At 28.4% G+C, this 23303-nt stretch carries 18 protein-coding genes; 12 read left to right on the top strand and 6 right to left on the bottom strand.

Translation table 11 applies throughout. The annotated features are described in order from the left end of the window. Positions 1-159: 159 nt before the first annotated feature. The gene (locus tag DYA59_RS08515) at positions 160-1947 is read right to left on the bottom strand and encodes a replication initiator protein A (RefSeq protein WP_115271191.1); all 1788 of its coding nucleotides are present in this window, start codon (positions 1945-1947) and stop codon (positions 160-162) included. 800 nt (positions 1948-2747) lie between these two features. Between DYA59_RS08515 and rpmH the strand changes: the two genes are divergently transcribed. The 7 genes from rpmH to mnmG all read left to right on the top strand — a co-directional run bounded on the left by rpmH (position 2748) and on the right by mnmG (position 8212). Next, on the top strand, positions 2748-2882 hold the full coding sequence (gene rpmH, locus DYA59_RS08510) for a 50S ribosomal protein L34 (RefSeq protein ID WP_005886225.1): 135 nt from the start codon (positions 2748-2750) through the stop codon (positions 2880-2882). 88 nt (positions 2883-2970) lie between these two features. After that, positions 2971-3309, top strand: coding sequence for a ribonuclease P protein component (rnpA, locus tag DYA59_RS08505; RefSeq protein ID WP_115271190.1), 339 nt, complete (start codon positions 2971-2973; stop codon positions 3307-3309). Between the two features lie 11 nt (positions 3310-3320). After that, the gene (gene yidD, locus DYA59_RS08500; protein WP_115271189.1) at positions 3321-3548 is read left to right on the top strand and encodes a membrane protein insertion efficiency factor YidD; all 228 of its coding nucleotides are present in this window, start codon (positions 3321-3323) and stop codon (positions 3546-3548) included. 8 nt (positions 3549-3556) lie between these two features. After that, complete coding sequence (locus DYA59_RS08495; RefSeq protein ID WP_115271188.1) at positions 3557-4177, top strand: YidC/Oxa1 family membrane protein insertase; 621 nt, start codon at positions 3557-3559, stop codon at positions 4175-4177. A gap of 6 nt (positions 4178-4183) precedes the next feature. After that, complete coding sequence (locus DYA59_RS08490) at positions 4184-4921, top strand: Jag family protein (protein WP_115271187.1); 738 nt, start codon at positions 4184-4186, stop codon at positions 4919-4921. 9 nt (positions 4922-4930) lie between these two features. Further along, positions 4931-6301 (top strand): tRNA uridine-5-carboxymethylaminomethyl(34) synthesis GTPase MnmE, encoded by a 1371-nt coding sequence (mnmE, locus tag DYA59_RS08485; RefSeq protein ID WP_115271186.1) that lies wholly within the window; start codon positions 4931-4933, stop codon positions 6299-6301. A gap of 63 nt (positions 6302-6364) precedes the next feature. Next, on the top strand, positions 6365-8212 hold the full coding sequence (gene mnmG, locus DYA59_RS08480) for a tRNA uridine-5-carboxymethylaminomethyl(34) synthesis enzyme MnmG (RefSeq protein WP_115271185.1): 1848 nt from the start codon (positions 6365-6367) through the stop codon (positions 8210-8212). Between the two features lie 134 nt (positions 8213-8346). On the opposite strand, the gene DYA59_RS08475 is transcribed toward mnmG, so the two are convergent. Further along, positions 8347-8784 (bottom strand): ACT domain-containing protein, encoded by a 438-nt coding sequence (locus DYA59_RS08475; RefSeq protein ID WP_115271184.1) that lies wholly within the window; start codon positions 8782-8784, stop codon positions 8347-8349. Between the two features lie 164 nt (positions 8785-8948). On the opposite strand from DYA59_RS08475, the gene sstT reads away from it, so the two are divergent. Next, the gene (gene sstT, locus DYA59_RS08470; RefSeq protein WP_115271183.1) at positions 8949-10196 is read left to right on the top strand and encodes a serine/threonine transporter SstT; all 1248 of its coding nucleotides are present in this window, start codon (positions 8949-8951) and stop codon (positions 10194-10196) included. Between the two features lie 216 nt (positions 10197-10412). Here the strand turns inward: sstT and DYA59_RS08465 are convergent, their stop codons facing one another. The 3 genes from DYA59_RS08465 to DYA59_RS08455 form a co-directional block, all read right to left on the bottom strand. Beyond that, positions 10413-11579 carry a dicarboxylate/amino acid:cation symporter gene (locus DYA59_RS08465; RefSeq protein ID WP_115271182.1) on the bottom strand — a complete coding sequence of 389 codons (1167 nt, stop codon included), beginning with the start codon at positions 11577-11579 and terminating at the stop codon, positions 10413-10415. Positions 11580-11629: 50 nt separating this feature from the next. Next, positions 11630-12919 carry an L-cysteine desulfidase family protein gene (locus DYA59_RS08460; protein ID WP_115271181.1) on the bottom strand — a complete coding sequence of 430 codons (1290 nt, stop codon included), beginning with the start codon at positions 12917-12919 and terminating at the stop codon, positions 11630-11632. Positions 12920-13229: 310 nt separating this feature from the next. After that, complete coding sequence (locus DYA59_RS08455) at positions 13230-14999, bottom strand: sigma-54 interaction domain-containing protein (RefSeq protein ID WP_115271180.1); 1770 nt, start codon at positions 14997-14999, stop codon at positions 13230-13232. Between the two features lie 331 nt (positions 15000-15330). Between DYA59_RS08455 and nagE the strand changes: the two genes are divergently transcribed. Continuing rightward, positions 15331-16791 carry an N-acetylglucosamine-specific PTS transporter subunit IIBC gene (gene nagE, locus DYA59_RS08450; RefSeq protein ID WP_115271179.1) on the top strand — a complete coding sequence of 487 codons (1461 nt, stop codon included), beginning with the start codon at positions 15331-15333 and terminating at the stop codon, positions 16789-16791. 231 nt (positions 16792-17022) lie between these two features. Here nagE and DYA59_RS08445 read toward each other — a convergent pair whose 3' ends face one another. Continuing rightward, positions 17023-17556, bottom strand: coding sequence for a helix-turn-helix domain-containing protein (locus DYA59_RS08445; RefSeq protein ID WP_115271178.1), 534 nt, complete (start codon positions 17554-17556; stop codon positions 17023-17025). A 404-nt stretch (positions 17557-17960) separates the two neighbouring features. On the opposite strand from DYA59_RS08445, the gene DYA59_RS08440 reads away from it, so the two are divergent. The 3 genes from DYA59_RS08440 (at position 17961) to mfd (ending at position 23289) form a co-directional block, all read left to right on the top strand. Beyond that, a complete protein-coding gene (locus tag DYA59_RS08440; protein WP_115271177.1) occupies positions 17961-18980 on the top strand; it encodes a PTS sugar transporter subunit IIC in 1020 nt (339 codons plus the stop codon). After that, the gene (locus DYA59_RS08435; protein ID WP_115271176.1) at positions 18980-20206 is read left to right on the top strand and encodes an L-serine ammonia-lyase, iron-sulfur-dependent, subunit alpha; all 1227 of its coding nucleotides are present in this window, start codon (positions 18980-18982) and stop codon (positions 20204-20206) included. The genes DYA59_RS08440 and DYA59_RS08435 overlap by 1 nt, the downstream gene beginning before the upstream one ends. A gap of 128 nt (positions 20207-20334) precedes the next feature. After that, complete coding sequence (gene mfd, locus DYA59_RS08430; protein ID WP_115271175.1) at positions 20335-23289, top strand: transcription-repair coupling factor; 2955 nt, start codon at positions 20335-20337, stop codon at positions 23287-23289. Positions 23290-23303: the final 14 nt, after the last annotated feature.

The following is a 23303-nucleotide window of genomic DNA, read 5'->3' as shown; positions in this document are numbered from 1 at the left end:
CTAATATTCTATAAATCTTCTAGATAATTCTTATATTTTAATAGATAAAAAATGAATAAAAAATAAAAGAACCATTACAAATATCATAATGGCTCTACTATACTTTGATCATCTCAGTTCAAAAAATAAATTTTTAAATATGTATATAAACAATAATATTTATATTTGATTTACTTTTACTTCTTTCATAACTCTCTCTATATAATCTTTTATCGCTCCTATATATATAGCTCTTGTCTTAGCTTTCATAGCTAATAAAAAATTAATATCTACTCCCATCTCTTTAGAACAAAGCTCTAATGCTTTCTCCTCTATTTTTAATTTCTCGTATTCATCATAACTTTCAAACTCTTCAATAATATCCCTAGGTATATTATTTTCTCCTACTAGATCTTTAATATTGCTAAGAACTGGTTTTTTACTAGCTTTTCTAGCTTGATTTATCTGTCTTCTGCTTTTTAATCCCTTATCTTTTACAACATTTCCAAATAGTGTCAAATTTTGTTTATTATTTTCTTTCTCTACAGAAGCTAAATTTTTCATAATTCCATTTATATACTGCACTAAGGTCGTTTTGACATTAGTAACTAAATTTTTATACAAAATATTTAATATCTCTTTTGTTCTTTCTTCACCCTCTTCTCTATAAATCTTTTTAATCTTAGTATCAGTTCTTTTATCCCATGCTCTCATTACATAAATATTTCTTTTAGCCTTTTTTATTCTTTCTAAAATTTCGTCAGGAAATTCAGTGCTCTCCTTCTTTTTAACACTCTCTTTTGTGGCTTTTTCTTCAGTAATCTCAATTATTTCTGCATCTTCAATATTATCTTCAATTTCTTGTTTATTTTTATAATCGATTGTTGCTAACTTCTCAGTTTTATTCTCTATATATGTTGAAACATGGCATTCACCATCTTTCTTTTTATTGAAAGTGTATTCAAAATAATAAGTATCTTCTGTTTTTATATATGCAACTTTATAATTTAGAATATATTCCAATCCAACTAAAACATCAAAAGCCTTTTCTATTCTTTTTAAAACTTGTTTTAATCTACAAAGAACATATTGCTTAACCTCGCCATTTTTATTTGCTCTTTCAGTTATCTGCTCAGTTTTCAGAGGGATTACAGCTGCTAATGTTCTCAAGTTTATCCTATCTTTATCTTTATTGTATCTAATTTTACTAATATATTTATAGATTCTTCCAGCTATAGGATCTTTTGTTAAAATTTCTAATAAAGATCTTGAATTATATTTTATGTATCTCTTATCTTTTATTTTTTGCCTAATATTTTTGTTTAAAGTAACTCTATAAAATTTTTTTCTTCCTCTTTCTAACTTTTGATAAGTAAGTAATTTAAACTCTTCATCTTCAAATCTATAATTTCCTAATTTTGTATGATTTGATACAAGAAATTGATACTCAGTATTTTTTAGATTCTTTAAGGCTTGCTCAACTTTAGTATAATAAGTTCTATTCATCTTATTTCCTAAAAAATTAACTATAAAGTCTGATATCTCAAACTCTATATATTCATCTGTATCGTTAACTTCCTTTTTTAATTCATACATTGAAATTAAATAGGTATATATTTTTTCCTCAAATATCGAAGGCTGAAAAACTTTATCATTATTATCTTTAGCTATTAAAGTACATGACATTGTTACACCTAAATCTTCAAAGGAATACTGAAAATTTACCCTTTTATTTTGTTTTTGTGGAGTAAAAAATGGAAAAACAATCATCTCAACCGGTATGTTTATTATATTATCTTTTAAATTTAGAAAATTTCCCGTCTCTTTTATAACAACTTCCTTCACTTCAATTTCTGGAACTTTATTTAATTTTATTTCAACATTTTTGATATCTTCAAGCAAAGATCCACTACTTACTATATTAAAACTATCTACTCCATCTTTAATTCTCGAATTTTCTTTTTTCATACCGACTCCTTTGTTCTATTAAGTTTAGCATATAATGAAAATGTATATATTCAATAATATATCATTTTCTTTTGTATATTTGCAATAATATTTTTTTATTTTTTTATTCTTCAATTTTAAGTCTCTATTTTTACTATATTTTATAATATCATCTTTGAAATATGAATTTAAATTTTACATTAAAACATAAATAAAATATAGCTTTATACTATTGTCTATCATCAATAATAAATGATATAATTTTTATATTTTTTCAAAACTTTAAAAACCTTAGTTAAATTATTCTTATAATCAATAATAAATTAAATTATATGTTAGTTTACTTAGAAAAAATCGCAATTTCTTTTATGCTTATTTATAATAATATTTTTTTCAATTTATTTTCCTTGATTTTACTAGTTAGTTATCCTAATTACTATATATAAGTTCTAAAAAAATAAAGCTTCTTAAATTTGTATATTGACAATAATATAATTTTTTATCTTAATTCTCTAATTTTTAGGACTTCTTTACTCTCTCTCTCCTACTAAAAGGTTGAAAAAACTAGTTTTTTAATAATGTTTATACTCAATAATATTTTTTTCTTTTTTATTTTCTCTCAAGCTTAAAAAAATAGATCTTTATCTCTTATAATTTTTTTAACATTGTCTGTACATATAACAAAATAACATATTACAAATAACTACAAAAATGTTTGTTTTTTTTTAGAGATTTAATTTTTATAATAAATACTTGACAAATTTATAAAAATAATATAAAATTTTTATCTGAAATATAGAATTTTTTCGGAGGTGAAATAGATGAAAAGAACATATCAACCTAATAAAGCTAAAAGAAAAAAAGATCACGGGTTCAGAGCAAGAATGGCTACTAAAAATGGTAGAAAAGTATTAAAAAGAAGAAGAGCTAGAGGTAGAAAAGTATTATCAGCATAGAACCCGGTGTTTTATATCACCGGGTTTTTACAAGGAGCTCATTTTAGAGACAAAATATTATTATATATTTTTTGGGAGAATAATAATCATGAATAATTTAAAAAAAAACAGAGAGTTTCAAATAATCTACAATTCTGGAAGAAAAAGTTTTGGTTATTACTCTCTTATTTTTTTTAAGAAGAATGATAATAATTTAAAAAAATGCGGTTTTGTTGTAAGTAAAAAAATAGGAAATGCTGTTTGTAGGAATAGACTAAAGAGACTATTTAGAGAATATTATAGACAAAAAGAAAAGATATTAAAAGATGAATATGATATTATTTTTGTGGCAAAAAAAACTGCTGGAGAAAAGATTAAAACTCTTAAATTTCTTGATATCGAAAGAGATTTAGATAAAGTTTTAAAAAATGTCAAAATTTTTAAATAGGAAAATGAATTATGAAAAAAATTATACTTTTATTAATAAAATTTTATCAAAAGTATATATCTATATTTTTAGGAAAAAATTGTCGTTTTTATCCAACTTGTTCAGCTTATACTTATGAAGCTATAGAAAAATTTGGAGTATTTAAAGGGATATATTTAGGTATACGAAGAATAATAAAATGTCATCCCTTTCATCCTGGGGGTTATGACCCAGTACCGAAAAAAAAAGATAAAAATTAGGAGGATTAATGAGTTATATTTATAGTTTATTAAAAGGTGCAATTTCAGGATTGTTACATCTTATGTATAGTTTAACGGGGAATTTTGGTATCGCAATAATTTTAGCTACTATAGTTATAAAAATAATATTACTTCCATTGACTTTAAAACAGGATAAATCAATGAAAAGTATGAAAGTATTACAACCAGAGATAGAAAAAATTAAAAAACAATATCAAAATGATAGTAAAATGCTGAATCAAAAAACTATGGAGTTATACCAAAAACATAAAGTTAATCCTATGGGAGGGTGTCTTCCATTATTGATTCAATTACCTATATTATGGGCATTGTTTGGTGTATTAAGAGATCCAGTAACAGTTCCTCAAGATTCAACTTTTTTATGGATGCAACTTATTAATCCAGACCCTTATTATATACTTCCAGTATTAAATGGAGTAGTATCATTTTTACAACAAAAAGTAATGGGTTCAGCTGATAATCCTCAAATGAAAAATATGATGTATATGTTTCCATTAATGATGGTATTTATATCTTATAAAATGCCAGCTGGATTACAAATCTATTGGTTAGCATCAAGTGTTGCAGCAGTAGTACAACAATACTTGATAATGAAAAAAGGAGACTAAATTGTTATGAGTAATGTTATAGAGATAAAGGCAATGACTCAGGAGCAAGCTATAACTAGAGCATTAAAAATTATGGAAGCAACTCCTGAACAAATTATTAAAGTAACAGAAAAACAAAAAAGTAGATCTTTTCTAGGTATTTTTAATAAAGAAGGAATATATGAAGTAGAAATAGATAAAAATAAGTGTACAAAAGAAAAGAAAAAAGAAGTAGAAAAGGAAATTAAAGAGGAAAAAGAAGAGAAAAAAGAGATTGAAAATGTAGAAAAGCAAAATCTTGAAGTAAAAGAAAGTAAAAAAGAGAAAAAAGATATTTCAAAAGAGATAGAAGAAAAGGCAGTAGAGCTTTTAAAATATATAGGATTAGAACTAAGAGTGGAAGCTAAGAGATTAGGAGATAGAAGTTATCTTGTAAATCTTTATGGTGAAGATAATGGAATTATTATAGGGAAAAAAGGAAAGACTTTAAATAGTTTTGAATATCTTTTAAATTCGTTAATGAAGGATTATAAAATAGAAGTTGATGTAGAAGGATTTAAAGCTAAAAGAACAGAAACTTTAAGAGAGTTAGGAAAGAAAATGGCTGAGAAAGCATTGAAAACTAGTAAAGCAGTAAGATTAAATCCAATGCCACCAAGAGAGAGAAAGGTAATACATGAAGTTGTAAATAAGTACCCAGAATTAGATACATATAGTGAGGGAAGAGACCCTAAAAGATATATAGTTATTAAGAGAAAAAAATAGGAGGCAATCATGCTTTTTGATACTATAGCGGCTATTTCGACCCCACGTGGAGAGGGTGGAATTGGTATTGTAAGAATTTCAGGAAGCGATGCTTTTACAATTCTTGAAAAAATTTTTAAACCAAAGTCTGGTAAAAAGATAGAAGAGTTGAGGAATTTTAGTATAAACTATGGACATATTTATGATGGAGAACAATTGATTGATGAAGTAATGGTATCTATTATGAAAGCTCCTCATACTTATACCAAAGAAAATATTGTGGAGATAAATTGCCACGGTGGTTTTGTAATAACTGAAAAGCTTCTTGAAACAGTTTTAAAGTATGGAGCAAGACATGCTGAAATTGGGGAGTTTACAAGGAGAGCTTTTTTAAATGGAAGGATTGATTTAACTCAAGCTGAAGCTGTGATAGATATAATCCATGGAAAAACAGAAAAATCAGTATCTTTATCACTAAATCAACTCAGAGGAGATTTAAAGGAGCAGATAGAGCATCTTAAAAAATTGATTTTAGATGTTGCTGCTCATATTAATGTTGTTCTTGATTATCCAGAAGAGGGAATAGATGATCCATTACCAGAAAATCTTGTAGAAAATCTCCAAGAGGTAATTGATACAACAGATAAATTAATTAGATCTTATGATAAAGGAAAGATGATTAAAGAAGGGATTAAGACTGCTATAGTAGGTAAACCTAATGTTGGGAAGTCAAGCCTTTTAAATTCAGTTTTACGTGAGGAGAGAGCTATTGTAACTCATATTCCAGGAACAACTAGAGATGTGATAGAAGAGATTGTTAATTTGAAGGGAATACCGTTGATTTTAGTAGATACAGCAGGTATTAGAAAAACTGATGATATTGTAGAAAATATAGGTGTGGAGAAATCTAAAAAAATGATAGAAAATGCCGACCTTATACTTTTTGTAATAGATGGTTCAAGAGAGTTAGAAGAAGAGGATATAAAAATTCATGAGAGTATAAACTCTGAAAAAGTAATAGGTATCTTAAATAAAATAGATATGCAAAGAAAAGTAGATCTATCAAAATTGATCAAGATAAAGAACTGGATAGAGATTTCAGCTATGAAAAATATAGGTATTGATGAGATGGAAGATAAGATCTATAGGCATATTATAGACGGAAATGTTGATGATAGTTCTCAAAAGTTAACAATTACAAATGTGAGGCATAAGTCTGCTTTAGAGAAAACAAAACAGTATGTAGAGAATATTTTTGATACTATACATTTAGGGCTTCCTATGGACTTGATGGCTGTTGATATTAAAGGTGCATTAGATTCACTTTCAGAAGTAACTGGAGAGATTTCTAGCGAAGATTTATTAGACCATATTTTTAGCAATTTTTGTGTTGGAAAGTAGTAGATGAGGATGCTCAAAATTTGAGTAATCCTCTTTCTTAATTTATGGAATTAGGAGGAGAAGATGAAAAAAAATTATGATGTAATAGTTGTTGGAGGAGGACATGCTGGAATTGAAGCTGCATTTGCTTCAGCAAGGCTTGGAAAAGATACAGCTATATTTACTTTATATTTAGATACAGTGGCGATGATGTCATGTAATCCTTCAATAGGAGGTCCAGGAAAGAGTAATCTTGTAGCCGAAATGGATATACTAGGTGGAGAGATGGGAAGACATACAGATGAATTTAATCTTCAATTGAAGCACTTAAATGAAAGTAAGGGACCAGCTGCAAGAATTACAAGAGGACAAGCTGATAAATATCTCTATAGGACTGAGATGAGAAAAAAACTTGAGCATACTGAAAATCTTCATATGATTCAAGATTGTGTAGAGCAAATTATAGTAGATGAAGGTGAAATAAAGGGTATTAGAACTAGATTAGGAATCTCTTATTTTGCCAAAGCTGTCATACTTTGTACTGGTACTTTTTTAAAAGGAAAGATAGTTATAGGTGATGTAACTTACTCTGCTGGAAGACAGGGAGAGCAATCGGCTGAGAAGCTCTCAGATTCTCTTAGAGAGCATGGAATACATATAGAGAGATATCAGACGGCTACACCTCCAAGAATTGATAAAAGGACTATAGACTTCTCTAAAATGGAAGAATTGAAAGGAGAGGAGCAGCCTAGATATTTTTCAATTTTTACTAATAAGGAGAGAAATAATGTAGTTCCAACTTGGCTTACACACACTACTGAAAAAACAATTGAAGTGGCAAAGGAAATGTTGAAATACTCTCCAATAGTAAGCGGAATAATAGAAACTCATGGACCTAGACACTGTCCTTCACTAGATAGAAAAGTACTTAATTTTCCTGATAAAACAAACCATCAAATATTCTTAGAGTTAGAGTCTGCAGATTCAGAAGAGATCTATGTAAATGGACTTACAACAGCTATGCCACCATTTGCTCAAGAGGCTATGATGAGAACTATAGCAGGACTTGAGAATGCAAAAATAATGAGATATGGATATGCTGTAGAATATAATTATGCTCCAGCTTCACAATTATATCCTAGTTTAGAGAGTAAAAAAATAGCTGGACTATATTTTGCAGGTCAGATAAATGGAACATCTGGTTATGAAGAGGCAGCCTGTCAAGGATTTATGGCTGGGATAAATGCTGCTAGGAAACTTGATAAAAAGGAACCGGTAATAATCGATAGAAGTGAAGGGTATATAGGAGTTCTAATTGATGATATCATACATAAGAAAACTCCAGAACCATATAGAGTACTACCATCTCGTTCAGAGTATAGATTAACATTGAGATTTGATAATGCATTTATGAGATTGTATGAAAAGGCTAAAGAGATTGGAATTTTATCTCAAGAGAAGTTGGATTGTTTAAAAAATGCTATAGATATAGTAAATAGTGAAATAGCTAGACTTAGAGAGATAAGTGTCCCTATGGTAAAAGCCAATGAACTTTTAGAAAAATTAGGTTCTAATCAAAAATTTGCTAAAGGGATAAAGATAGGAGAGCTTTTAAAAGTTAAAGAGGTAACTTATGATAGTTTAAAAGATATTACTGAGATTGGAGACTATCCAGAGTTTATTAAAAATCAGATAGAAACTATTATAAAATATGATGTTTTTATTCAAAGAGAAAATGAACAAATAGAGAAATTTAAAAGATTAGAAGAGATGAAAATTCCTAAAGATTTTGATTTTTCTAAGGTAAAAGGAATCTCTAATATTGCTAGAAGTGGATTAGAAGAGATAAGACCACTATCAATCGGTGAGGCTTCAAGGATAAGTGGAGTTACAGGAAATGATATAGCGTTATTGATAGGATATTTAAAATAATAATTACTTAATCGATTTAAAAAATTTAAATCTTATTTATAAAGACAGATGAGCAAGTATTAACTTGCTCATTTTATTTTTTACTTATCATTTATAAATTTCTTATTTTAAAATAAAAATTTATAAAAATTAATCTATTCCAATGCTATTAGTTTACTAGAAACAACATTTTTTATACTCCTTAATTTTGATAATATCTCTTCAATTACTAGTTTTGTATCAGAAATATCCATGGAAATTGTTATGGAAGCAACTTTATTGATTGGAATATTTTGATTGATAGTGATGATATTACAGTCAACAGAATATAAAAAATTTAGTACTTCTGAAAGAGCTCCTTTTTTATCTTCGAGCATTATAGAGAGGAGAACTTTTCTACCTATATTGCTATCTGAAGGTGAAAAAATAAAGTCTTTATATTTATAATATGTACTTCTACTTATTCCTACCTCTTTTACGGCATCACTAACATTTTGAAATTTTCCATCTCTTAAAAAATTTCTAACTTCGATAACCTTTTCAAAATAATCAGGTAAGATAGACTTATCAACAATTAGATATTTTCCTTTCATAAAATTTCCTCCCAAAAAATGTCTTTAATAAGAGTATAGCTTTAAAAATTTATTTTGTCTATAGAAAAATAAAAAAAAAGCTTGCATAAAAGAAAAGTTTATGGTATATTGTACTCTATACAAAGACACGTGTTTCTAAATTAAGGACAAAAAGGAGAGTTTTTATGAAAGATATATATTTGAAATGGATTGAGTTAGGTCTCATTAAAAGGATAGTTATTGGTATTATGTTGGGGATAATATTGGTTATAATAGCTCCAGAAAAAGCTAGTGCAGTTATTATTTTAGGAGATTTATTTGTTGGAGCACTTAAATCTATTGCTCCTATACTAGTTTTTTTCTTGGTTATGGCTGCTGTATTACAACATAAAAGAGGACAGAAATCTAATATGAAATCAATAGTAATTCTGTATCTTTTAGGTACTTTTTTAGCAGCTGTTGTTGCTATTATTGGAAGTTTTATGTTTCCTGTGGAATTGATGTTAAAAGCAGGTGAAGGTTCAGTTGTACCGCCAGAGAATGTAAATCAAGTTGTGAAGGGATTAATGTTAAATTTAGTAGATAATCCTGTAAATGCTTTATTAAAAGGAAATTATATAGGGATTCTTTTTTGGAGTATACTTTTTGGAATGATTTTAAGAGATGGAAAAGAAGAGACAAAACAAATTCTTATAGATATATCTGAAATAATTTTAAAAACAGTTAAAGTTGTAATAGAATTTGCACCATTTGGAATAATGGGGCTTATATTCAACTCTATGAAAACAAGTGGAATAGCTAGTTTGCTGGCATATGGAAAATTGATAGTTTTATTACTAGCTTGCTTAGCTTTTGTAACTTTTGTTATAAATCCTCTAATAGCATGGTTTATGATAAGACAAAATCCATATCCATTGGTATTTAAATGTTTGAAATACAGTGGAGTAACAGCTTTTTTTACTAGAAGTTCAGCTGCTAATATTCCTGTAAATATGAATCTTTGTAAAGAGTTAGGATTGGATAAAGATGTTTATTCTGTATCTATTCCACTTGGAGCTACTATTAATACAGCAGGAGCAGCTGTTACAATATCTGTATTTACACTGAGTGCTGCACATACTTTGGGCATTCAAGTAGATTTACTTTCAGCTATACTTTTAAGTATTCTAGCAGCTATTTGTGCTTGTGGGGCTTCAGGAGTTGCTGGAGGATCTCTTTTACTTATTCCGTTGGCTTGTAGCTTATTTGGAATACCTAATGATATAGCAATTCAAGTAGTAGGAGTTGGATTTATAATAGGAGTTATTCAAGATTCTTGTGAAACTGCTTTAAATTCTTCAACTGATGTTTTATTTACTAGTGTTGCTGAGTATGCAAATTGGAGAAAAGAAGGTAGAGAGATTAGATTTGAAAGAATAGAAAGCGTAGAGTAATTGAAAATGACAGTTATATAAAATTTTATTTGGACTACATCTAAAACCTTAGATATTTAAGATTGAGGGTGTAGTTTTTTATTTAGGATTTATAAATTATTATAAAATTAAGAAGGATTGACACCTGTAAAGTACATGTGCCAATCCTTGTTAATTAATAAATAAATGTTAATACTAAGAAAATAGCTTAACCTTATTCTCACACTTTAATTTATATTACTTAGCTAAATCTTTTTTAAAAATTCCATTTAACATAAGTGCTAAAGCTCCATCCCCAACGACATTACAAGCAGTTCCAAAACTATCTTGTAAAGCAAAAATTGTAAGCATTAAAGCAACTCCACTATCATCAAATCCAAGTACAGAGATAATAATTCCAAGAGAAGCCATGACTGTTCCACCAGGTACTCCAGGAGCTCCTACAGCAAAAATTCCAAGTAAAATTATAAATAATATCATAGTTCCAAGTGTAGGTAATTGTCCATATAGTACTTGTGACACTGTCATAACAAAGAAAACTTCAGTTAGAACAGAACCACAAAGGTGTACAGTAGAACCTAAAGGGATAGCAAAATTTGCTATATCATCATCAAGAACTTGAGATTTTTTAGCACAACTCAATGCAACTGGAAGTGTAGCAGCTGAAGACATAGTTCCAACAGCTGTTAAATAAGCAGGTCCATAAAATTTTAACAAACTGAATGGATTTTTTCCTGATGTAGCACCACCAATTGTATATAAAACAGCAAGCCAAATAAAGTGTCCTATTAAAACTATTACTACGACCTTTAAGAAGATAGGTAATTGTTTTGTTATTCCACCTTCATAAGCCAATGTAGCGAATGTAGAAGCTATGAAAAATGGAAGTATAGGAATAATAATAGCATAGACAATCTTTAACATAATGTTATTGAACTCATCTAATAATCTTTCAAAATTCTCAGATTTTGTCCAAACCACAGCTAATCCTAAGAATAAAGATAGAACAAGAGCTGACATAACAGAAAATACTGGAGGTATTTCAACTTTAAATATCATTTCAGGCAACTCTTTTAATCCTTCAACTGTAGATACAATATTTAGCTTAGGAATTAATGTGTATCCAGCTATCATAGAGAAAAATGCTGCTCCAACAGAAGAAGTATAAGCAAGTAATAACATGACCCCCAACATTTTACTAGCATTAGATTTCATTTTGGTAATAGCAGGTGCTATAAATCCCAAAATGATCAAAGGTACAGTAAAGTTTATTAACTGACCTAATATAAATTTAATAGATTGAATAACTCCAATTACAGCTTCATTAGAATATAAACCTATAATTAGACCTGCTACAACCCCTAGAATTAGCTTAATTATTAAGCTATCCTTCATTTTAGCCATAAAAAGCCCTCCTTAAAATAAATTTTATACATTAAATTTCTTTAATGACTCTAAATATTTTTAATCATTATATCCAAGATAACCTCATCTGTTGTCTTCATACCAACTTGTCCGAGTACCCCTACATGTTCTATTGTTTTTTCTACATTTTTACCTACTATTCCCTCTCCAAACTCAAATTTTCTATTTTTTGAAGCTGCATAGTAAGAGTCAAAAGCTGCTGATATTCCGGCCGCTATCTTTGTAGCACAAGAGCTTTTAGCACCATCACAGATCACACCTGACATTGTTCCTAAAGTAGTTTCAATAGCATAGCCAATCTGTTCAAGTGAGAGCCCTGATAAAAAAGATATAGCACCAGCTACTCCAGCACTAGCACATATAGCTCCACAATAAGCAGATAATCTTCCGATATTAGATTTAATATGAATTGTTGTCATATGAGAAAAAAATAGTCCTCTTATCAATTGTTCTTTTGAAAAACCTTTTTCTTGACAGAATTTTATTATTGGTAATGAACAAGTCATTCCTTGATTTCCACTTCCACTTGTAGTTATAACTGGAAGAGAACAACCATTCATTCTAGCATCACTTCCAGCACTTGCAAAGCTAGCCATTTTATTTCTTAGGTCGTTTCCATAAACTCCCTCTTCCATTCCCTCTTTTATAGTTTTTCCAATAGCTATTCCATAAGTATTAGTTAATCCTTCATTAGCAATAGCAGAGTTATAATCTATAACTTTTTGGAAAGTTGCTTCGATTAGAGATAAATCTATTGTTTTAGCAAGATTATAAATCAATTCTACTGATAAGAAAGATCTATCTGTCATAACATCACCAGAACATATTTCATCACAAGATTGTCCCTTTACTTCGACACCATTTTTTATGATTTTAGTTATATTAGTATGATAGTGTTGAATTTCAATAGTGGCAGTATTATTTTGGTAAATACCTTCTAATCTGATATACAGTTTAATATCTCCCTCATTTAAAAAAACATTGATTTTTTTATCTTCTATATATTTTTTTACTTCTGGTAAACGTGATTTATCTACATGTGCTATAACCATGAGCTCTTTTGAAGAATCTCCCAAGATAGCCCCCATAGCAGTAGAAGCTTCAATTCCTATCATACCTTCAGAATTAGGTATTTTAACACTTTTAACATTTTTGACTATGTTTCCAGAAAGATAGGCATCAATTTTTTCAGGGATACCTCCTAAGATATTTGTTAACTTAGCAGCAGCATAGGCTATAGCTATTGGTTCTGTACATCCTTCAGCAGGAACTAATTCTTCTTCTAAAATATTTAAGATTTTTTCTGTTACTTTTTCCATATTTTCCTCCCTTTATAAATACTACTAAAAATAAAAATTGTCAATAACTAAATTTAGTAATAGTCATGTTATTTTGCTTAAAATTTTTTAAATTAATTTAAAAGTTTCTACTATCTTATTTTTTTATAGTAAATAGAATTAAAAAATAAAAAAGTTTTGTTATTATTCTATATAAGCAAAAAATATACCAATGATAAAAAAATAAATAAAGATAGTAAAATTAATTATTGTAGCTATATTTTATTAAAAAGAAAAATTTTCAAAATGAAAAAATTTTCAAAATGAAAAAGTAGTTTTTCATTTTGAAAAACTACTCAATTCTTAATTTTTTTAATTTTCTATATAGAGTTGTTAATCCTATATTCATTTTGTCAGAAATAATCTTTTTTCCTGTTGTTGTATTTCCATATTTTTTTAATGCTTTAACAATATAATTTTTTTCAATTTCTTCAAAATTTTCTAACTCTTCATTAAAATTAGTACTAAAAATATGAGGCAGATCCAAAGAATTATTTTCAATAGGAGTAAGAATATTTTCAGGAAGGAGAGAATAAGTTAAAGTATTACTATCAGTACTCATATTTATCATTAATTCGATTATATTTTCTAATTCTCTAACATTTCCAGGCCAATCGTAAGAAAGTAAAGAATCCACAACTTTATTATCTATAGAGTTTATATTTTTATGAGCAATGTGATTATATTTTCTAATTAATTTTTCAACTATTGGAATGATATCTTCTTTTCTTTCTCTCAAAGGTAGTAACTTTATAGGGATTACATTCAATCTATAGTAGAGATCATTTCTAAATTTCTTTTCTCTTATTTTTTGTTCTAAATCTACATTAGTAGCAGCAATAATTCTTATATCTAAATCAATACTTTTATTAGACCCTATTCTTTCAATCTTTTTTTCTTGTATAACTCTCAAAATTTTAGCTTGTAAATAAAGTGGCATATCTCCAATTTCGTCTAGGAAAATTACACCAGTATTTGCCAATTCAAACTTTCCCATTCTTCCATTGTTATTAGCACCAGTGAAAGCTCCTTTTACATATCCAAAGAGTTCACTTTCTAGCAACGAATCTGGAATAGCTGAGCAATTTATGACAACAAAGGGTTTATCTTTTCTATTGCTATGGGAGTGTAATGAACGAGCTACGAGCTCCTTACCAGTTCCACTTTCTCCTGTTATTAAAACTGTTGAATTTGTATTAGCAACCTTTAATATATTTTCTTTTAATCTATTAGTAGCTATTGAGTTTCCATAGATATCATTTAAAGAGATAACATTTCCATTATTAGTGATCTCTATTATATTTTCATTTATTTTTTTTATATCTTCAAAGATGAAGGCTGAGTTTTCTCGATTATCAAAAGATGTGAGTGAAATTTCTTTTCCTACAACATTGAATTCTCTGTTTTCAATTATTAATTTAAAAATTTCTTCATTCATTAAATAATCATTTTGATTGATAAGTTTAATAGTTTTTCCAGTATATTCAAAATCTATATTTAGTTTATTTATAGCTATTTCATTGATACTTAAAATAATATTATTTTTATCTTTTATAATAACACCTTTGTTAATATTCTCAAGGATAGTATTTAATGTATTTTCTTTATCTTTTTGTAGGAGATTTTCTTGATATTCAAAAAATTTTATTCCTATAAATTCAGCTATTTGTTTTGTAAAATTAAGGTAGGAATCTATACTAGCTATAATTTTTTTCTTTTGTTGATCGTTAAAACAGACTAATCCAAGTACTCCAATAATCTCATTATGGCAATAAATAGGTGTGGATATTTCTAGTTTTTCCTTACAATTGTTTCTATCTTCGCAGCTACTACAAAGAATATGTTTTCTTGGATTTTCAATAATATGGGTTTTTCCTGTTTTTAGAGTGTTTTTATAAACATTTCCAAGGGCGTAGATACCGTTTATATTTTTATAAAGTCCTGTTCCAGTTATTCTTAACATGTTTTTATCTACGACTCCAACATCAACATTTATTAAATTAGAGATAATGTTGATATATTTATCAACTTCTTCTTTTATATTTAATAAAGAAATTTCCATATTTTTCTCCTTTTGAAATAATAGTTGCATAGTTTATTCTAACATAAAATTTATATAAAATAAATAGAGGAATTCTCTTGACAAATTGAAATAATAATAGTATCTCTAAGTTAAGGAGGCAGTGATAATATTATTATATTTTATATAAATAATTGTTATATAAAATATTAAAATAGAACATAAAGTTAAAATAAAAGATAAAAAATAAAAATATATATAGAAAAAAGTAAAAAGTTGTGCTATAATCAAGTTAAAGGATATGAAAAAAAAAATCGTGATCTAAACATTAACGTGAATAAATAAAAAAATGTTACAAAAAGGAGGAAGTTTTATGTTTAGTTACTTACAGAAAATTGGTAAAGCTTTGATGGTACCGGTGGCAGTATTACCTGCAGCAGCGATTTTGATGGGAATTGGTTATTGGATTGATCCCATTGGATGGGGAGCTAATAGTCAATTAGCAGCATTTTTAATAAAAGCTGGGGCAGCTATTATTGACAATATGCCTATTTTGTTTGCTGTTGGTGTAGCTTTTGGATTGTCGAAAGATAAAAATGGAGCAGCTGCTTTAGCTGGACTAGTTGCTTTTGAAGTTGTTACTACCTTACTTTCAGTAGGAGCGGTAGCACAAATGACTGGTGTACCAGCAGATCAAGTTCCAGCTGCTTTCGGAAAAATCAATAACCAATTTGTTGGAATATTATGTGGAGTTATAGCAGGTGAATTGTATAATAAGTTCCATACATTAGAATTACCTAGATTCTTAGCTTTCTTCAGTGGAAAAAGATTTGTTCCAATCATAACTTCTGTTGTAATGTTAGTAGTATCATTTATTTTATTATATGTTTGGCCTATCATTTATTCAGGGTTAGTATCTTTTGGAATATCGATTGCTAAACTAGGACCTATAGGAGCAGGAGTATATGGGTTCTTTAATAGATTGCTTATCCCAGTTGGATTACATCATGCATTAAATTCGGTATTTTGGTTTAACGTTGCAGGAATAAACGATATAGGAAGATTCTGGGGAGATCCAGCAGCAGCTTATGCAGGATTACCAGAAGCTGTGGAAGGAGCTTATCATGTAGGAATGTATCAAGCAGGATTTTTCCCAATCATGATGTTTGGATTATTAGGAGCATGTGTAGCATTTATTAAGACAGCAAAAGTAGAAAATAAAGAAAAAATAAAATCTATTATGTTGGCTGCAGGATTTGCAAGCTTCTTTACAGGAGTAACAGAACCTATAGAGTTTGCATTTATGTTTGTTGCACCAGGATTATATCTATTACATGCTATTTTAACAGGAGTATCAGTATTTTTAGCAGCATCTTTAAATTGGATGGCAGGATTTGGATTCTCAGCTGGTTTAGTAGACTTTGTATTATCATTACGTAATCCAAATGCAAATAATCCAATTATGTTATTAGTATTAGGAGTTATTTTCTTTGTAGTATATTATGTAATATTTACATTTGTAATTAATAAGTTTAATATAAAAACTCCAGGAAGAGAAGATGAGGAATTAGTAGAAGTTGTAGCTGAAGGGGGAGTAAATACTTATACAGCAGTAGCAATAGCTCTATTACCACTATTAGGTGGAAAAGAAAATTTAACAAATATTGATAACTGTACTACTAGATTGAGATTAGAAGTTGTAGATAGTTCTAAAGTGAATGATACAGAAATTAAAAAAGTAGCTGCAGGAATCATCAAAAAAGGAAATGCTGTACAAGTTATAATAGGACCACATGTTGAATTTGTTGCAACAGAATTGAAAAAATTGGTATAAACTTGAAATTTAGAAATAAAATAAAAGAATAAAAAAGGAAAAAATTTACTTTTAATTTGTAATTGCTTATGCAATAGTCATTATAGTAAATTTTTTCCTTTTTCTTTATTTTTAATTTATTCTTAATTTTTTTATTAAAACATAACTTTAGTAAAAATATATATTATTATTAAAAAATTTTCTTAATATTATAAATTTTAATTAAATAAATTCTAAGAAAGTAAAAATTATTTATTTTTTACTAGAAACCCAGTAAACTACAGAAGATGTTACACTTGGATTTCTATATCTATGAGGAGTATTTTGCTTAATAAAGATAGAATCACCTTCATAAAGATGATAAAGTGTCTTATCTATTTCAATTTCTAGTTCTCCTTTAACAACAATTCCAATTTCATCGTAACCATGTCCCCAAGACATATCACTAAAAGAGCTTTCTTCTTCAATAGTAATGGCAATTCCATTTAAACTAGCTTTTCTATTTAAGAGGCTTTCAACAGTTGTATTTGTTTCAATATTTTTGAGTATTTCCTCTCTTTCATGTACTCTAGTTATAGGATTAGTAGAGATTTCTTCATCAAGAATCTCCATAAGGTTGATATTTAATGCAGAACAAATCTGTTGTAGATTGTTAATAGATGGACTGTTCAAATCTCTTTCAATATTACTTAAAAATCCTATTGAAAGTCCAGTAATTTCTGATAATTCTTTTAAAGTATAATCTTTGTTTTTTCTAATTAATTTTATTTTTTCCCCTAATTTCATGAACAACTGTTCCTCCATAAAAAAATATGATTTACAAAATTATATCATAAATTTTAACTAATGTAAATTCAATATGATGTTAAAAACGCAAAAATGTGAAGAATTAGAGAGTGAAAAATTCAAAAAACTATAAATATATTATAGTGAAATAAAGATATAATATAGTAAATAGAATAGTAAAATCAATAAAAAACAAAAAATAATAATTGTATTAAAGGAGCAATTTATGGTGATTTTAATAACAGTTATTTCATTTTAGTGAAAAAAATCTTGAAATATTAGAAATGATATGTTATACTTTTATTGTATTTAAAGTAACAATAATATACGTAAAAAGAACGGAATATATTGTTAGATACTACTAAAATCAAATTAAGTAAAACTAAACAAAAGGAGAAAAAGATATGGATGTTATTAAAGGAGTAATTTTATTATTAGTTGTATTGGGTGGATTTTCGTTATTTAGTATGAAAGCTCCAAAAGGTATGAAAGCAATGGGAGCATTAGCAGGAGCAGCAACAGCTAGTTTTCTAGTTGAGGCATTCCAATTGTATGTAGGAGGAGATCTTTTAGGTGTTCCTTTTTTAGGAGAAGTAGGAAAAGCAGCAGGTTCTATGGGAGGAGTAGCATCAGCTATATTAGTGCCAATAGCTTTAGGAGTTAACCCAACTTATGCTGTATTAGTAGGTGTTTCTGTAGCAGGATTTGGAATATTACCTGGATTTTTAACAGGATACATTCTTTCTTTCATTATACCAAAAGTAGAAGAGAAAGTACCTCAAGGTTTAGATTTGATTTTTGTAATATGTTTTATATCACCATTAGCTAGATTAATAGCTTCTATATCTAGTCCAGTAGTTGATTCGGCATTAATGAATATAGGTGGAATTCTTGAATCAGCTTCAAAATCTAGTCCTATACTAATGGGAATTATATTAGGAGGAGTAATAACAGTAGTTGCAACAGCACCATTATCATCGATGGCTCTTACAGCTATGATGGGATTGACAGGGGTACCTATGGCAATAGGAGCACTTTCAGTAATGGGATCATCTTTTATGAATGGGATTTTCTTCCATAGAATGGGATTTGGAGATAGAAAAACAACAATAGCAGTTGCAGTAGAGCCATTAACACAAGCAGATTTAATTTCAGCTAATCCAATTCCTATATATGTAACTAACTTTATAGGTGGAGCATTAGCAGGTGTTGTGGTTGCACTTTCAGGACTTATAAATAATGCAACAGGAACAGCAACACCAATAGCAGGATTGATGGTAATGTATGGATTTAATGATGCAATAACAGTTACAAAAGTTGCGTTAATGTGTGCTGCATCAGGTTTATTTGCTGGATTCTTAGGTTCAATAATATTTAAAAATTATAAAATAAAAACTGTAGATGAAATAAGAGGTAAAAATTAATGGATAGTTTAAGAGAATTATTTAAAATAGGATGTGGACCTTCTAGTTCTCATACAATGGGACCAGAGAGAGCAGCTAAGAAATTTAAGGCTGAAACAGAGGGAGCTAATTTATATATAGTTGAGCTTTATGGAAGTTTAGCAGCTACTGGTAAGGGACACTTAACAGATTGGATAATAGAGGAAACTTTAAAACCTGTAAAAACAGAGATAGTATGGATGCCAGAGTATATTCATGAATATCATACTAATGGAATGAAATTTATAGCTTTAGATAAAGATGGAAAAGTTATGAAGGAATGGTTAGTATTCTCTGTTGGTGGAGGAACAATAAAAGAGCTTACAGATAAAAGAAGTGGAGCTGGACAATGCTATAATTTAACTAAGATGGATGATATTATAGCATGGTGTAAAGAGAATAATAAAGAGCTTTGGGAATATGTAGAGTATTGTGAAGGACCAGGGATATGGAATTACTTAAAAGATATATTAGATACTATGAATGCTGCTGTAGATAGAGGAATAAGAAAAGATGGCATTCTTCCTGGAAAATTAAGATATCCTAGAAAAGCAAAAGAGATATATGATAAAATTGATAAAAAGAAAAATTATCTAGTTTTGACTAAAAAGATATTTGCTTATGCTCTAGCAGTATCTGAGGAAAATAGTAGTGCTGGAACAATAGTAACATCTCCAACATGTGGAGCAGCTGGTGTAGTTCCAGGATTACTAAGAGCTCTAATAGAGGAATATGAATTAGATGAAACTACTTCGTTAAAAGCATTAGCTGTAGCAGGACTTATTGGAAATCTAATAAAAGAAAATGCTACAATATCAGGAGCAGAAGGTGGTTGCCAGGCTGAAATAGGATCAGCGTGTTCAATGGCAGCTGGAATGGCTGTATATATCTTAGGAGGAACAATTGAACAGATAGAATATGCAGCTGAGATGGGAATGGAACATCATCTTGGAATGACTTGTGATCCCGTTGGAGGATATGTACAAATACCTTGTATAGAAAGAAATGCAATAGTGGCTGTAAGAGCTCTAAATGCAGCAGATTATGCACTTTCGACAAATGGAGAACATACTATAAGTTTTGATCAAGTTGTAGTAACTATGAAAGAGACAGGAGTAGATATGTGTTCTGCTTATAAGGAAACTTCAACAGGTGGACTTGCTAAATATTATGATAAATTTTTAAAAGAAGAAGTTTTAACAAATTAATAGATTTAGATAAAAAAGATTGTATATTTTAAAGTATACAATCTTTTTTTTATAAAAATATAATTTTGCAAAGTTATAAAATAAAGAGTAAAATAGAGGTATAATCATGTAAAATACGGAGGATGTAAATGTTGGAGTATAGAGGAAAGATTCCTTTTTTGTTAAATGAGATGGAAGAAAAAGTTTTTTATCTTTGCTCTTCAAATAGGAATATAGAAGACTACTATAACGTTTTGATGGATATATATGATGGAAAACTATTAAAATTGGAAGCTAACTTATCATATGAAGAATTGGAAAAAGATAACTATGATTTACTTGAGATTCTAAAATCTAAGAAGAAATGTATAATACTTTTTTCACTAGAGGCTGTTTTTAGAGAGTATTTTTCAGAAGGTAAAAGATATGAATTAAAAATAGGAGAAAATATCAATATAAAAACTTTAGAAAAAGAGTTGGAAAAAAGTGGTTATCAAAGAGGCTATATGGTAGAGCAAAGAAATCAATATAGTATAAGAGGAGATATACTAGATATTTTTCCTAAAAATGGTAATTTTCCAATAAGAGTTGAATTTAATTTTGGAGATGAAATTGAAAGAATTACTTATTTTGATATCGAAACTCAAAAGAGTATAGAAAAAAAGGAAGTTCTTTATATGTATATAAACAATAATAATAAAGAAAAAAATACATTTCTTGAATTTTTAAAAACTCAGAGGAATATAAAAATATATGTTGAAAATACAGAGTTATTAAATTATAAATTTACAGAATTAGTAGAAGAGAGAATGGAAAATAAAGAAAGTTTAGAGAAAAATTATAAAGAACTTATGAGACTTGCAGAAAGAGTGGAGTTAAGAAAATTTGAAAGTAGCGAATTAAAGAAGTTTGAAGATCTACAATATGTAAAAACTCTAGGAGCAGCTGGTAGTTTATTAGATGTTAAAATTGTTTCAGAAGAAGAAAAAAGATATAGAGAAATATTTGAGAATTGTAACTTTGAATTTGAAAAATATCCTCTATATGAAGGTTATAGGGAAGGAAATAAGCTCGTTTTAACAGATAGAGAATTAAAGGGAATAAGAGTAAAAAGAGAGAAGAAAGATAAAGATTTTCAAAGATATAAAAATATAGCAGAAATACAAGAAGGAAATTATATTATTCACGAAAATTATGGAGTGGGTCTATATTTAGGGATTGAAATAATAGATGGACACGATTATTTAAAAATAAAATATGCTGGGGAGGATAAACTTTTTGTTCCAATAGAGGGGATAGGAAAAATAGGGAAATATATCTCTTTAGATGGAGAGATACCAGAGATATATAATTTAGGAAGAAAAGGATTTAGAAAAAAAAGAGAAAAAATAGCAGAAGAGATGCTACAATTTGCAAAAGAGATAGTAGAAATCCAAGTAAGAAGAGACTTAGAAGCTGGCTATTCTTTTGCTCCTGATAATTTATGGCAGGAAGAATTTGAGGAGAGTTTTCCGTATAAAGAAACTCCATCACAATTACAAGCTATTGAAGATGTGAAAAGAGATATGGAATCACCAAGAATAATGGATAGAATTGTGTGTGGAGATGTTGGATATGGAAAAACAGAAGTAGCTATAAGAGCAGCATTTAAAGCAGCTATTGAAGGAAAACAAGTAGTACTTATGGTTCCTACCACAGTTTTAGCTCAGCAACATTATGAGAGATTTACAGAAAGAATGAAAAATTATCCAATAAATATAGAATTATTAAGTCGTTTATTAACTTCTAAGGAACAAACTCGAACTTTAAAAAAGATAAAAGAAGGAGAAGTAGATATAGTAATAGGTACTCATAGAATTTTATCAGAAGATGTTGAGTTTAAGGATTTGAGGCTTGTAATTATAGATGAGGAGCAAAAATTTGGAGTAAAAGCAAAGGAGAAATTAAAAAAATTAAGAAGTAAGGTAGATGCACTAACTTTAACTGCAACTCCTATACCAAGAACTTTAAATTTAGCTCTTTTAGGAATAAGAGATTTATCAGTGATAGATACTCCGCCAGAGGGCAGAAAACCTATCAATACTCTTTTTGTTGAAGGATTTGAAAAAAATATAAGAGAGATTATCATGAAGGAGATAGCAAGAGAGGGACAAGTATTCTACATATTTAATTCAGTAAAAGGTATAGAGAAAAAGACTCAAGAGTTAAGAAAAATTTTACCAGAATATTTAAAAATAGATTTTGTACATGGTCAAATGGCTCCAAGAGATATAAAGGATAAAATAAAAGAGTTTGAAAATGGAGAAATAGATATATTAGTAGCTACTACAATTATAGAAAATGGAATAGATATAGAGAATGCTAATACTATGATTATAGATAGAGCTGATAAGCTAGGACTTTCACAAATATATCAGTTGAGAGGAAGAGTAGGACGAGGAAATAGACAAAGTTATTGTTATCTTTTGACTAAAGAGTATCAAACAAAGAAAGCTAAGGAGAGAGAAGAGTCAATAAGAAATCTTGAAGAGATTGGTGGTGGAGGACTTCAACTTTCGATGGAAGATATGAGAATAAGAGGAGCTGGAGAGATATTAGGAGAAAAGCAACATGGGATATTAGAGACTTTTGGGTATACTTTATATATGAAGATGCTACAAGAAGAGATAGATAAGATAAAAGGAAAGTTTGAAGAGGATATAGATGAGATAGAGATAAGAGTAAATTATCCAGCATTTATACCTAATGAGTATATAGAAAAAAATGAGAAAATAAAGATATATAGGAGAATAGCTGAAATAAAAAGTAAGAGCGAATTAGAGGATGTAAAGGATGAGTTAATAGATAGATTTGGAAGGATGCCAGTAGAGGCACAGGGATTTTTTAGATATATAGATTTAAAATTTAGGGCTAAGAAGTTGGGAATAAAAAGTGCATTTGAAATAAAAGGAAAAAATGAGTGTGAGATAAAATTTAATAACGATAAAGTAAATTTTGATGTTTTATTAAAATTAATACAGGAAGGAATAATAAAATATCAGAAAAAAGATGATACAATAGAGTATAATGGAACAATAGAAGAATTTTTAAATGTATATAAATAATAATAAAAAAGGAG

Source organism: Fusobacterium necrogenes, from assembly GCF_900450765.1.
GTDB lineage: Bacteria > Fusobacteriota > Fusobacteriia > Fusobacteriales > Fusobacteriaceae > Fusobacterium_A > Fusobacterium_A necrogenes.
This window is presented reverse-complemented; position numbering and strand designations above follow the sequence as displayed.

Bases quoted from the DNA above. Each gene is read 5' to 3' on its own strand.
- mnmE (WP_115271186.1), top strand. From the start codon at position 4,931: ATGCTTTTTGATACTATAGCGGCTATTTCGACCCCACGTGGAGAGGGT.
- DYA59_RS08515 (WP_115271191.1), bottom strand. From the start codon at position 1,947: ATGAAAAAAGAAAATTCGAGAATTAAAGATGGAGTAGATAGTTTTAAT.
- sstT (WP_115271183.1), top strand. From the start codon at position 8,949: ATGAAAGATATATATTTGAAATGGATTGAGTTAGGTCTCATTAAAAGG.
- DYA59_RS08490 (WP_115271187.1), top strand. From the start codon at position 4,184: ATGAGTAATGTTATAGAGATAAAGGCAATGACTCAGGAGCAAGCTATA.
- mnmG (WP_115271185.1), top strand. From the start codon at position 6,365: ATGAAAAAAAATTATGATGTAATAGTTGTTGGAGGAGGACATGCTGGA.
- DYA59_RS08455 (WP_115271180.1), bottom strand. From the start codon at position 14,999: ATGGAAATTTCTTTATTAAATATAAAAGAAGAAGTTGATAAATATATC.
- mfd (WP_115271175.1), top strand. From the start codon at position 20,335: ATGTTGGAGTATAGAGGAAAGATTCCTTTTTTGTTAAATGAGATGGAA.
- DYA59_RS08460 (WP_115271181.1), bottom strand. From the start codon at position 12,919: ATGGAAAAAGTAACAGAAAAAATCTTAAATATTTTAGAAGAAGAATTA.
- rpmH (WP_005886225.1), top strand. From the start codon at position 2,748: ATGAAAAGAACATATCAACCTAATAAAGCTAAAAGAAAAAAAGATCAC.
- DYA59_RS08495 (WP_115271188.1), top strand. From the start codon at position 3,557: ATGAGTTATATTTATAGTTTATTAAAAGGTGCAATTTCAGGATTGTTA.
- DYA59_RS08435 (WP_115271176.1), top strand. From the start codon at position 18,980: ATGGATAGTTTAAGAGAATTATTTAAAATAGGATGTGGACCTTCTAGT.
- nagE (WP_115271179.1), top strand. From the start codon at position 15,331: ATGTTTAGTTACTTACAGAAAATTGGTAAAGCTTTGATGGTACCGGTG.
- yidD (WP_115271189.1), top strand. From the start codon at position 3,321: ATGAAAAAAATTATACTTTTATTAATAAAATTTTATCAAAAGTATATA.
- DYA59_RS08445 (WP_115271178.1), bottom strand. From the start codon at position 17,556: ATGAAATTAGGGGAAAAAATAAAATTAATTAGAAAAAACAAAGATTAT.
- DYA59_RS08440 (WP_115271177.1), top strand. From the start codon at position 17,961: ATGGATGTTATTAAAGGAGTAATTTTATTATTAGTTGTATTGGGTGGA.
- DYA59_RS08475 (WP_115271184.1), bottom strand. From the start codon at position 8,784: ATGAAAGGAAAATATCTAATTGTTGATAAGTCTATCTTACCTGATTAT.
- rnpA (WP_115271190.1), top strand. From the start codon at position 2,971: ATGAATAATTTAAAAAAAAACAGAGAGTTTCAAATAATCTACAATTCT.
- DYA59_RS08465 (WP_115271182.1), bottom strand. From the start codon at position 11,579: ATGGCTAAAATGAAGGATAGCTTAATAATTAAGCTAATTCTAGGGGTT.